Source organism: Shewanella sp. 10N.286.51.B8 (genome assembly GCF_041469325.1).
Taxonomy (GTDB): Bacteria; Pseudomonadota; Gammaproteobacteria; order Enterobacterales; family Shewanellaceae; genus Shewanella.
This window is the reverse complement of sequence record NZ_JBFRKG010000013.1, coordinates 1-12,894: the sequence shown is the minus strand read 5'-3', so window position 1 is coordinate 12,894 and position 12,894 is coordinate 1. Positions and strand designations below refer to the sequence as shown.

The 12,894-nt window shown below is 41.4% G+C and carries 7 protein-coding genes and 4 tRNA genes; 4 read left to right on the top strand and 7 right to left on the bottom strand.

Annotated features, from left to right (window positions below; translation table 11 throughout):
- Positions 1-132 precede the first annotated feature (132 nt).
- The 4 genes from AB4160_RS06225 to AB4160_RS06210 all read left to right on the top strand — a co-directional run bounded on the left by AB4160_RS06225 (position 133) and on the right by AB4160_RS06210 (position 684).
- A tRNA-Arg gene (locus tag AB4160_RS06225) sits at positions 133-209 on the top strand.
- Positions 210-249: 40 nt separating this feature from the next.
- Positions 250-325 (top strand) — tRNA-His (locus AB4160_RS06220).
- A gap of 43 nt (positions 326-368) precedes the next feature.
- Positions 369-445, top strand: a tRNA-Pro gene (locus AB4160_RS06215).
- A gap of 162 nt (positions 446-607) precedes the next feature.
- Positions 608-684: transfer RNA gene (locus tag AB4160_RS06210), tRNA-Pro, on the top strand.
- 217 nt (positions 685-901) lie between these two features.
- Here the strand turns inward: AB4160_RS06210 and AB4160_RS06205 are convergent.
- The 7 genes from AB4160_RS06205 to AB4160_RS06175 all read right to left on the bottom strand — a co-directional run.
- A complete protein-coding gene (locus AB4160_RS06205) occupies positions 902-2,824 on the bottom strand; it encodes an EAL domain-containing protein (protein WP_372003916.1) in 1,923 nt (640 codons plus the stop codon).
- 5 nt (positions 2,825-2,829) lie between these two features.
- Positions 2,830-3,468: a transglutaminase-like cysteine peptidase gene (locus AB4160_RS06200; RefSeq protein WP_102475774.1), complete on the bottom strand. Its 639-nt coding sequence runs from the start codon at positions 3,466-3,468 to the stop codon at positions 2,830-2,832.
- Between the two features lie 99 nt (positions 3,469-3,567).
- On the bottom strand, positions 3,568-4,164 hold the full coding sequence (locus AB4160_RS06195; protein ID WP_102439735.1) for an OmpA family protein: 597 nt from the start codon (positions 4,162-4,164) through the stop codon (positions 3,568-3,570).
- Complete coding sequence (locus AB4160_RS06190; protein WP_102439729.1) at positions 4,164-5,585, bottom strand: TolC family outer membrane protein; 1,422 nt, start codon at positions 5,583-5,585, stop codon at positions 4,164-4,166. The genes AB4160_RS06195 and AB4160_RS06190 overlap by 1 nt, the downstream gene beginning before the upstream one ends.
- 25 nt (positions 5,586-5,610) lie before the next feature.
- Positions 5,611-6,993, bottom strand: coding sequence for an HlyD family type I secretion periplasmic adaptor subunit (locus tag AB4160_RS06185; protein ID WP_102439728.1), 1,383 nt, complete (start codon positions 6,991-6,993; stop codon positions 5,611-5,613).
- A complete protein-coding gene (locus AB4160_RS06180; RefSeq protein WP_102519698.1) occupies positions 6,993-9,167 on the bottom strand; it encodes a type I secretion system permease/ATPase in 2,175 nt (724 codons plus the stop codon). Before AB4160_RS06180 ends, AB4160_RS06185 begins: the two co-directional genes overlap by 1 nt.
- A gap of 89 nt (positions 9,168-9,256) precedes the next feature.
- Positions 9,257-12,894: choice-of-anchor K domain-containing protein (locus AB4160_RS06175; protein ID WP_372003914.1), on the bottom strand; the 3,638-nt coding region annotated here is incomplete at its 5' end.

The window sequence follows — 12,894 nt, the reverse complement described above, 5'->3', positions numbered from 1 at the left end:
ATGAGTTTATAATTAAAAATGCTCAAAAATATCCCAATTCAGTCAAAACATGAGCAAACAGAAAAAAAATTAAAAACAAAGGTAGACGTGAAGCTGATTTATCCCTATTATGTGCGTCGCTAACCAAGGCGAGCGCCCATAGCTCAGCTGGATAGAGCGTACCCCTCCGGAGGGTAAGGCCGAAGGTTCGAATCCTTCTGGGCGCACCATTCGGTACAGTAGCTTGTTAGCAAAATTGAAAGATCAGTGGTGATTGTAGCTCAGTTGGTAGAGCCCCGGATTGTGATTCCGGTTGTCGTGGGTTCGAGCCCCATCAGTCACCCCATTCAATTTAACTTCTTTTAGAAGTGTCGTAATTGCAACATCTTCGGTGATTAGCGCAGCCCGGTAGCGCATCTCGTTTGGGACGAGAGGGTCAGAGGTTCGAATCCTCTATCACCGACCAAATTTTAGTATTCCAATTAGTGATTTATTTTGATCCTATCAAATTGGCCTACCGTATAAAAAGTTACATTCAGTGAATAGCGTTGTTGATAACGCGTCACTCACTCTTTTAGAGTGAAGCAAAGGGTTGACCTTATAAGACTTAGAATATCAGTAAAAATTTCGGTGATTAGCGCAGCCCGGTAGCGCATCTCGTTTGGGACGAGAGGGTCAGAGGTTCGAATCCTCTATCACCGACCACATTTAACAAAAAAGCCACTCAATGAGTGGCTTTTTTGTATTTCAAATAAACACCTTGTGCAGCATCATCCCTTTTAGCTACTCCCTTGTTACCTCAATGGTTGGTACGTTTAGTTAGTATCGCTGGGTTTGTTATACATTAATGCAGGTTACAGATAATAAAAAACCACATTTGCATGTGGTTTTTTGGGTATGAATTACCTTATTGGCTGATAAATTAAATGTTGATGGAAACCGGCGGTGAAATAAAGCCTTGGTAAGCATCAAGTCGCATGGAGGCAAAACGTTCTAACTGTGTTTGCTGCTGTATTCCGGTGACTATGACTTGAATATCTAAGCCTTTGGCCACATTCGATAAGGCTCTACATAGCTCAATATTGTGTTGGTCATCTTCCATATAGGCAAAGGATTGATCCAGTTTGACATAACTTGGGCGCAGGCTTTGTAAATAGGCCATTGAACCAAATTGACGGCCGAAATGATCAATACCAAATGTTGCCCCGTTATCACGAATAATATGGCATAACTTTTCACAGTTTTCTAAATCACTATAAACACTGGCTTCAGGTATATCAAAACAGATCCTTTCAGGGAAATTGCAATGACGTAAAAACTGCTGCAACCAAGTGTGAAAATGAATATCACTAATACTTTGAAAGGTGAGGTTAATAGCGAGTGGCTCATAATTTCGCTCTAAAAGTCGGTTTTCTACCACAGTTTCAATTAAACATTGATCCAGCAAGGTGCCTAATGACAATAACTCAACATAAGGCATAAATTGACCTGCGTGTTGCAATTTGTCGTCGACGGTAAGTTGGCAGTAAACTTCCCGCTGGCATACCTCTTTTTTGCGATTGAGCAAAATAGGCTGCCATCTGAACTGGAATTTTTTATTTCGAATCGCATCGGTGAGATTAGTGCGCCATTGCTCACGGCTAAATAATTGTTGTTCGTCGGTTTCAAACCAATGAAACACTTTATTGTCTTTTAGTGACTGCTGCAGTGCATTGTCAGCTTGGGCTAAAATATCACTGACGGTCATTTGACCAATGCGCTCTGCAACACCAATCGCAAAGCCTTCGTTGGGCTTACAACCTGCTTTTGATATTTCCTTATTAAGGGTTCTGAGTAAGGTTTGTAAGTATTTAGTTAGCTGTTCATGTTCAACATCGGCGATCAAAAAAGCAAATTCATAGGCGGCAATACGGCCAATAACAGAAGGTGCTACCTCATCTAAATGGTGCTGCAGCTTTTGTGACAGCAATTTAATGGTTTCATCACGTACTTGATAACCATATTTACTGTGCACTGTTTCTAACCAGTCAAATTTGGCTAAGAATATTGCTCCACTGCTAGGCTCTGCTAACCAGCCATTAATTCGACTGACCATATATTGTCGATTTGGCAGCCCTGAAACCTGGTCGACGAGGTTTTTCTTACGTAGGGCTGAGACTTCTTCATCCAGTGAGTTAAATACCTGTTTAAGTTGTGCCGACATGCTATTAAATGCACTTACTAACTCTTGCAGCTCTTTAGTTTTAGGCATTGGCATATCAGGTCCAAACTGCTGATTAGCCACTTTTTTTGCATGAATTGAAAGGTCGTGTAACGGTTTTAAAATAAAGCCTAAGCCAAAGCGAGCGCAGATGATAGCCAATAAAAATAGAATGGAAAAAATGATAATGGTATTAGAAATAATCCGCCACAGTTCATGGTAGCCAAACCCAGGGTGAGCGGTAATTTCTATTTTAGCTAATTGCAGCCAGCCTGAGGTTAAGACAGTCTCTTTGGTGATGCTTTTAAATAGCTCAAGGTCAATAAACCACTGCGGTACACCGTCGATTCTGATGGCGTTATTCCACACTTGTTGCTTACCATCAACCAGCCAAGTGAGTTTAATTTGCTGGTAATAACCGCCTTCAAATATCACATTGACTAGGGTTTCTGCGCCAACATCATCACCATTTTCAAGGGCAGGGACGAGCATAATACCAAGGGAATGACTGGCATTATTTAAATCTGATTCCATCTGCTTACTCAAGAAACTTTGGGTCTCAGTAAACTGCACGTAACCTAAGCTGATCACCACCAGTAAAAATAAACCAAAAAGTAACGCATAGATTTGACGAAAGAGGGTCATCTTGGTCACTGCTCCATTTTTTGTTTGGGTTGACGCAAGCGGTCGATACCCAATCTAAGTTTTAAATCATTCCATTTTTCAAGACGTGACGAGGAGCCAGCAAGCACACCTCGGCCTTTTTCTTTGTTGAGCCATAACTGTTTACCATTAAAACTATAAACAGGTATTAAATCATTTCTCATTGTCGCGGGTTTTATTATCGGGTCTAGATTGTCTAAAACCAGTGGTACCGCGCCTGGTGTTTCATAGTAAGCTAGCACCATGTGGTACTGGTTTACTGTTTTGGCTTTTACCATGGTAATTCTGAGTTTATCTTCAGGTATACCAACTTGGAGTAAGGTAAAGTATTTAGCGATAGAAAAATCTTCGCAATCACCAGCATTGACCCCAATAAACTCCATCGGAGAAGCCCAATAATTAGACTCGCCCCATAAGGCTTTATCGTCAACAAACTTAAATAAGTTAAAGAAACGGTTAACCTTTTCTAGCCTGGCAAGCTCATCAAGTTGCGGTGCTTCATTGATGATTTTGAACCAAGCTGTGGCGCGTTTTCCAGCTCTTTCACCGTAATGCTCAGTTAAAGCATTAATGGTTTTTTTTGCATCAATTTGCGCTGGTGGCGCGGCAAAAAGCCCCGATACCATCAAAGCAGATGCTAGCAGTGAATAATGACAACATTGTTTTATACGTTCTAACCTCGAACGGCCATTATCAGGCAACTGTTAGCACCTCAATGACAATTTTTACTGATCAACAGTATAAATGTGCCACTTCATATCTGTTTTTGAATCATCGCCAGTCACTTCAGCAATAACCCGGCGGTTAGCCTCATTAGCCTCGGCTGAGTCAGATTCATCAATAGGTCTATCGTAGCTATAGCCAATGGCATTGAGCCTTGACGGATTAATAGCAAAAGTGTCAGCTAATATTTGGGTAACGTTTTGTGCTCTGGCTTGAGATAAGTGTAGATTATGCTCATAGCTACCGGTTTTACTGCAATGGCCTTCAATGGTGACATTGGTGCTAGGGTACAGCTTCATTAATTGCGCAATTTGTTCAATTTGCTGATAAAAGCGTGGGTTAATGTCTGCTGAGTCATTTTCAAACAGAATGTGTAACTCCTGGCGCTCATTAATTTTGCTTACGGTGGCGCAGCCATAATTGTCGATATCAGCACCAATGACCGTTTCTAAGCAGCGCTCACGGGCCATAATCACACCGTCATTATCATTATCATTAAGATCAAACTCTTGTTGCGTGGCCGTATCCATAGTGACAATGTCTCGCATCGAACAGCCAGTCGCTAAGCTTATTACAAGTAGCAAAAACAAATATTTCATCATCTTACTCCACCTTCATAATCACGTTCACCTTGCCAAATATCTGGACGTGTGACCCGCAACGAGTCAAGCAATCTACCCGTTGCATTTAGCAGCCGATATTTTGCCGCCGTTTCGTCAAACTCAGTTTGCAGGTAATCTTTACGGGCTTGAAACAGCTCATTTTCAGTATCGAGTAAATCCAGCAAGCTACGTTGGCCTAAATTAAACTGTTGAGAATAAGCTACTTGGGTATCTTTAGAGGCAATCACATGGTCGCGAATATAGCGTTTTTGCGGTGCTAGCATCTCATAAGCATTCCAAGATAAATGCACCCCTTCAATAACTTGGCGATGTGCCCGTTGACGAATTTCTTTGGCCTCATTGATTTTGTAAGCAGCTTCCTTTTCCCGTGCGAGATCTTTACCACCTGAGAAAAGGTTGTATTTAACTCGTACCATGCCGACTAAATCGTTATTATGGCCGCCGACATTAGGGTTGAGAGCACTGCCAGTGCCGTAACCATCTTCACCATCTACATCATTATTCCAATTACCATTTAATTCTAATGAGAACTTTGGATAGTAATTTGACTGCGCTGATTTTCGTTCTTTATCTGCGGCGTTAATATCGCTATTGGCAGATTTAAGGATCGGATGATTTTCTTGGGCCATCAGCACGCTTTCAGCGATATTATCAGGCATCAAATCCATATCTGGCACTGGTGCAACTAAGTTATCAGGTTCTTTTTCGACAATACGAATATACTGTGCTTTCGCATCTAATAGGTTATTTTTAGCTGCCATAACATTAGCGTTAGCACGAGCTAATCGACCTGATATTTGCGATAAATCAGCAATGGAGCCTAAGCCTGATTCGGTGCGCTGCTTAATTTGGTCGTATATTTCTTCATGACTTCGGAGGTTTTTTTCCGATAACACTAATAGCTGCTCAGCTTTAATGTAATTGGTGTAAACCTTACTTACTTCTAAAGCGATATCTTCAGCAGCGGCAAATAATGCCCACTGTTCAGCACTGGCTTCAAATGAGTAGCGATCAACTTCACTGCTGGTATAGAAGCCGTCAAATAACATCTGTTTGATGCTAAAACCTGCTTCACCACGTTCGAGCTCCATAACGCCATCATCTAAATTATCGTTACCAGGCTGGCTTTTACGTCGGGTTGAGGGGCTGTCCGTTTGCTCCCAACCATAGGCGCCGGTTAAATCAACTGTTGGCATATAACCTGCCACAGCTTGATTAACTTGCTCCTCACGGGCTTTAAAGCGATTAAAGGCAATACGCAACTCTGGATTAGTATCCAAAGTATGGGCGACAGCTTGTTCTAACGATTGCGCGTTTAGAGTAGGTACTGCAAAAAATGCAGACATTGCCAATGCCAAAATACTCAACTTACGACACTGGGTTATATTCAATTTCATGTAAAAAACCCTCCAGGTTTTTTGTTTAATTCTCTCGAAGTGCAGTTTCTTTAGCCCTTAAAATAGGGTTTAAAATATACTCAAGGATTGTTCTTTGTCCGGTTATTACGTCTACTGAGGTAAGCATTCCCGGAATAATTGGCATCTGTGTGCCATCTTTTTTTATCAAATTTGATTCTTTGGTTCGTACTCGGATGGTATAAAAGCTGTTGCCTTCTTCATCTAAACTGGTATCGGCACTAATGTGCTCTACGGTGCCTTTGAGGCCGCCGTAGCGGGTAAAGTCATAAGCGGTCACTTTGACGATTGCGGGTAATCCTGGGTGTAAAAATGCAATATCTTGTGGGGTTATCTTAGTCTCAATCAGTAGCTGATCTTCTGATGGCACAATTTCAATAATCTCTTCACCTGGTTGTACCACACCCCCTAAGGTATTCATGTGTAAGGTTTTAATGGTGCCGTTAACGGGTGAGGTAATAATGGCTTTGCTGATCTTATCGAACGCGCCTATTTGCGCTTGGTTCATCCTAGATAGCTTAGTTTGCATTTCATTTAATTGGGCGCGTAAATCAGCAGCGTAAACAAATACCGCCTCACGGCGTTTAAGGATAGCTTCATCCATAGTGGCTTTTAATTTAGGCCGCAGTAGACGTAAGGTTTTAAGCTCGCCTTGAATGTCATTAACAGTACGTTCAAGTTTTAATAGCTCAACTTCTGGAACGATACCTTTTTGTGCTAGGGGTTTAGTGAGTTCTAATTCCCGTGAAATCAGCTGATAGCTTTTGGTTAGGGTGATAATTTTAGAGCTTAACTCTTCAGTTTCTTGTTGGCGCTGCTGAATTTGGCGCACCAAAATTTCTAACTGATTGCTGAGATTATCTAAACGGCCGCTGTATTCAGCTTGTTGGTTTTTAACTAAGTTAGGCTCATCATTGATAATCTCATCAGGAAAAACTAATGGCTGCTTCGTGATTTTAACTTGCTCGCGCCAGTTTGAAGACATGTCAGAAATAACAATACTATCTAGCTCGGTTCGCAGGCGGATCACATTAGTTTGTAAGCTATAAACCTCTTGTTCTTGTTGAGCGAAATCTGAGCGGAAGCGAATGTCATCAATTTTGACTAATGGCTGACCTTTGGTGACTATCATGCCTTCTTGGACATAGATTTCTTGTAGTACGCCACCATCCAAACTATCAATGAGTTGCACTTGGGAAGAGGGGATAACTTTGCCCATTCCTGAAGTTACCTGATCTAATTCAGAAAAATAGGCCCAAATAAAGAAGCAGATAAACATGGCCGCAATTGACCAAATGATTAGGTGATGACCACGTGGTGACTCGGTCATCATGGCACCATAAACATCATCGACCATGTCTAAATCATGGTTAGAGAGCTTGTTAGTCATTAACTGCGCCCTCCTGCAAGTAAGCCATTATTGAGTTTTTCAAGCACGCGATCTTTGGGGCCATCGGCAACAATATGGCCCTTATCAAGTACGATAATGCGATCAACTAAACGTAATAAGTGCATCTTATGGGTGATCAGTAATAAAGTGCGGTCTTTACTGACATGCTCCATTGAGCGAATAAACTGTTTTTCAGCGCGAGCATCTAAACTGGCTGTTGGTTCATCCATTAATAAGATGGGCGGGTCATTTAAGGTTGCTCTTGCTAATGCAACGGTTTGACGTTGCCCTCGGCTTAATGACAAGCCGCCTTCACCTACTTGCTGATCTAAACCTTCAGACTCAAGGTTAGTAAACATACTGACCCCAGAAAGCTGCACTGCACGAATAAGTTGATGCTCTGTCACCTGACGGGTGCCAAAAAGAATATTATCTTTAATAGAACCATGAAAAAGGGTCACATCTTGGGGCAAATAGCCGAAATTTTTACGTAAATCACTGGGGTGAATTTGACCCGCATCTAAGCCATCGTAACGCAGGCTGCCTTGAGTGGGTTTATACAAGCCAACTAACAGTTTTGCTAAGGTACTTTTGCCTGAGCCATTACGGCCGATAATAGCAATACGCTCACCGGGTTTTATGTGGACGGAAAGCGGATGTAGCACAGGTCTTTCGGCTTCAGGAAAGCTGAAAGCGATGTTGTCAGCATCAATTTTACCTTGTAAGCGCTGTTTGCTAACCAAATGGCCTTTGTTTTCAAACTCTTCTTCTTGGTTCATTACCTCGTCAAGTTGGCGTAGCGAGCTTGCTGTTTGGTTGCCTCGAGTAATTAGCCCTGCAAGTTGCGCCATCGGTGAGATCGCGCGGCTTGAAAGCATCACCGCTGCGATAATGCCGCCCATTGAGATAGCATTATCAGCCACCCGATACACCCCAAGGATCACCACGCAGACGACGGTAAGCTGCACAATAAAGTTAGCCACATTACTGACGGCATTAGTGAGTTTTTTAGATTTAAGCTGCCAGTTAGCGGTGTGGCCTATCATCTGCTGCCAACTTTTTTGTACTAGGCCTTCTGCGCCATTAGCTTTAATGGACTCTAATGCCGTTAAGCTTTCAATCAAATGGCCGTGCTTGAGGCTTGAAAAGCGGTTACTTTCTTCAATTGCGGCCTTAAGTTTTGGTTGGATGTAGAACGTAAAGCCGATAATGATAATCCCCCCAAGAACTGGGATAACCGCTAGGTCGCCGGCAACAATATAAATAATGGTGACAAACAGTAGGGCGAACGGAAGGTCCACTAAGGTGGTGATGGTTGCAGAGGTTAAAATTTCTCGAATACTGTCAAATTCACTTAATTGCCTTGCCATGCCGCCCACGCTAGGGGAGCGTTTTGATAGTGGAATCCCAATTGCTTTGGCAAATAATTTTGAAGAAACAATGATATCGACTTTTTTACCTGCAACATCAATTAAGTAGCTGCGTAACTGACGTAAAATAAGATCAAATAAATAGGCAATCCCTGCGCCAATGGCGAGTACCCATAATGACTCAAAGGCTAAATTCGGTACCACTTTATCGTATACATTCATGATGAATAATGGTGATACCAATGCGAATAAGTTAACTAGCACAGATGCAATCAGGGCATCTCGATAGATGGGTGCTGAGTCTTTAATGCTTTGTAGTAACCAGTGAGTACTATTATCGTGAATGTGAACATCAAAGCTGTTATCGCCACGAAACTCTTGTTTAACTAAAAATAGATAACCCACATAAAGGGTTTCTAGTTCTTCAATGGTGAGAACTTCTTCTCCACCGGTTTCGGGTAATTGAATGGTTGCTTTGTCAGCATCGATATCAAGGCTATGTAATATGCAGGCTTTTTTATCTTTAAGCAGTAAAATACAAGGCAGTAAAATAGCTGATATTTGATTAAGATCTTTACGGGTTAATTTAGCTGACAAACCACCACGCGAGGCAGCTTGCGGTAGTAAATCTGGAGTGATGTTAGCGCCAGTTAATGGTAAGCCTGCCGCAAGTGAGTCACTTGAGCATGGCGAACCAAAATGTTCAGTCATTAAGACTAAGCAATCAAGTAATGGATCAACAGTGGTCCGTTGGGACGCTGAAATAGTCCACTGTTCTTGATTGTTTGATGCAGTTGCTGGCACCTAATATAGATCCTTCATATTTATAATTATTAACAATCTCTTTAGTTGACGCTTACATATTACTACGTAGCGTCAACAAAGTGTTGTATTTAAGGAATAATATTACCATCTGGATTATGATCTAAAGGATCAATAATAGTATTTGGAGCCGGAGCTTCATTTGTGGTATCGACAATTAAAGCGCCATCATTAATTAATCCGTTAATAATGACCCCATCTTCATTGCTGCTATATATTGATGATAGTTCGATTCCATCGAGAATAATTTGTTGTTCAAAGACATCATCACCATTTGCATCAATACTAATAGTGGTAGATCCATTAGCTTCAGTAATGTTTAGCAAATCTTCTAAAGATGAGTACTCTTCGTTCACGAGTATGTCACTTAAATCAAGCTTATCTTCGCTTACGTTGAAGTCGGTAATATGGTCAGCACCAAATTCACCTTGTTGCCAGACGAAGGTGTCATTGCCACTATCGCCACGCATGATGTCATCACCTAGACCTCCTATTAGGGTGTCATTGCCTTCACCGCCTCTAAGCCCATCATTATGGCTGCCACCATCGATATTATCGTCTCCTGTATGACCATAAAGAATATCGGAGCCTGATTGACCGAATATAGAATCATTGCCACTACCTCCATTGACCGCATCTACTTGTGCTGAAGTAACGTCCTCTGTAAGTAATAATCCATTAGTATCTATTATGCTATCGGCGCCCGAAAGTGTGCCTGTCATGATGTGATGAGTATCAATTTCTTCGGAAGTTAACTCAAGTTCATCATCTGATTGATAATTAGTTGATCCTGTTGCACCCGCATAAATAGTGTCATTTCCTTTACCTGTTTCGATATGGTCATGACCCTCACTACTGCTTATAATTTGCTTATTATTCTGACTAAAGCTAGTAAGGTTGCTGCCATTGTCTGTAATCAAATTACCATCAGAGTTAGTTATTTGTCCGAATAAGCCTCCACCGAAACTAACATTGAGCTGTTTCTGAGTGCCATTTTCTCCATCTAATACAATAATTTCATCGGCTAAGTTTGAACCTTCTACGTTGAGATTATCAGACGTGGAAGTAGGAACTCCTTGTACATTAACCAAGCTAACGTCTATAGAAAGTGTTGCACTTGATTCATCGCCGTCGGAATCTCTAATTGTATAAGTGAAAGTTTCTACGGCATTGTCAGGGATAAGGTTATTATCCATGGTGACATCGTAACGATAGCTACCATCGGTATTGATAACCAAGTTACCGTATGTGCCTGTGATCACAGTACCTATATTTCCAACGATGCTCGTATCACTTTGATCCCCAGTCTCCACACCAACCACAACCGTATCAACATCTGCTCCTGTAATATCATTATCAATGACATTACCTTCGATATACGGTAACTCGTATCCATTACCTGCAACCATTCTTATAACTAAATCGTAGCTTGTTGCGGCATTTTCTTCAGTATAAATGGAAGTTACCACATCACCATTTTCATCTATAAAACCAATTACTTGAATAGTATAAAGTTCGCCTTCATAGTTAAACGTTACATTAGTTTGTTCGATAGTTACAATATCATCAGGATTTGGTCCGTCATTTGGCGTTTCATTGTGAGCTAAATTCAGGGTTAATGTTACAGGTGTGACAACACCAAAGGCGTCTATGACATTAAATACCACATCCATTGAAGCCCCTGTTATGGAGCTTCCTGAGTATATGGGATAGTTATAATGAGTAAAGGTTCCTAAAACAATATCCTGATTAAGAGCAAGTTCGCCGTTTAAAGCTGTGTCATTATCAATGAAGCCATATCCAGATTTCAGACCTGCAGTTACAGGATTACCCCAACGTATTTGATCGAATTCACTATCGTTATCTTCTCCGCCATTACCGATATCACCGTCATAACGGACAATATTAGCGCCACCAATTGTCGAGAGCCAAGTTGCTTGCACACCACCTATAATAGCGAATGAATCTTCAAGTACCTCAATAGTGACGTTATCATTTGTTGCTTTTGAAAAGTCATCAATAATTCCGGCAGATAATGTTGCTGAGGCACTATCACCATCTATATCGTAAGCAGTTATTTGGAAATTATCAGATAGTGACTCACTATTTGATCCAGTATGATTTTGTGCGCTATTTATGGAGTAATTATAATCAAGTAAACCATCGTTATAACCAGTAATCGTTAACGTTCCATACTCCCCTGCAATCACAATTGGGTTAGCTACAGAAGCTACGAGCAATGAAGCGAGTGTTAATGTGGTCGTATTAAGCCCATTTCGAATTTCAAGACGGTCTAAGCCATCATTAACTTCTATATTTGTTGAACCACTTGCTAATGTTTGCCCGTTATTTACAAAGCCAGTACCATCAGCTAAGGCAGATTCATCGACTAGAAGCACATCGGGGGTATTGATGATGACGTCTTCATCAAGTCCAATAACATTGATAGTTACAGTAGCGGTATCTATTGCTCCATATTCATCGGTAATCGTATAAGTGAAACTGTCAGTTGTGACTTCACCTGCAGATAAATTACGGAATGCATTATTGGCATTATAGCTATAGGTACCATCGCCATTAATTGTCAATAACGCGCCACTTGGGAGAGTTATTACTTCCCCATCAACTAAATTGTCGCCATTGACATGACTTATTGTGAACGTATGACCTTGAGCATCAATATCATTTGCTAATAAGCCTTCAGAGATTTCTGTGATGCTTAATGTTGCGTTTTCATTGACAACATAAGCATCAACTAGTGCAGGTCCTGTGACAGTGACAGAGTCTAAGTAGTAGTCTGAGGAGTCAGTGAGCTGTGGCCCTCCATTTGCTTCACTAATAGTTGGTGCAGCTTCAAATACCAGCTGGTCAAATACAAGGCTGCCAGTATTAATTGTAAATGTGCCGGTTGTGCCACTAGTTGTTGAAAAGGTTTCGGTTGCGACCAATTGACCATTGTAATAAGCGTACCAAGTACCTTGCTCACCACTATTTTCATCAGCAAACATTTTAGAAACACTAAAGGTTGCTTCATTAACTAGGCCATTGAAATCAATAACAATTGCTTCTGAAGTACCAGTTGCAGAATCATATTCAATTTGATTCTCTACTTGATCTGTAGACCTTGGCGAGCCCCCGACACCTAATTGATTGGTTCCATCGTTATAAGTCAGTGTTCCGGTGCTGCCGTCAGCATTTCTGGCGCTAATCACAAAGTCTGCTTCGCCATCAGCATTTGTAGGACTTACCCAACCGTTGGATGAGTCTGCAGTGGTTGAGAAAGTACTTCCAACAGCATCATCGACAGCGTCGATATTATTTAAATCAAAGGTAACAGTTGCTGTGTCAGTTAAGCTTCCGTCAGAAGCTTGAACTGTAAGGCTGATTTGGCTACCAATATCGTAATCGATTTTAGTTGTGTCATTGACCGTTATCACACCAGTACCTTCGTCGATGGCAAAAGCTCCATCTTCGCTAATTAGGCTGGTGGAACCATCTGAAAGAACAAAGCTGTAGCTCAGGTTATCTCCATCTAGGTCAGTGTCACCTAATGAATTTATGTCGTTAACATCATAAACAGCGGTACCGTTAATGATTGAGTCATTGAGCATATCAATGTGATCGCTGATATTTGGTGCTTCGTTAATATTTCGTTCGTTGAGGGTGATGGTGGCATCGGTGGTGTCACCGGCGCCATCGGTCATGGTGA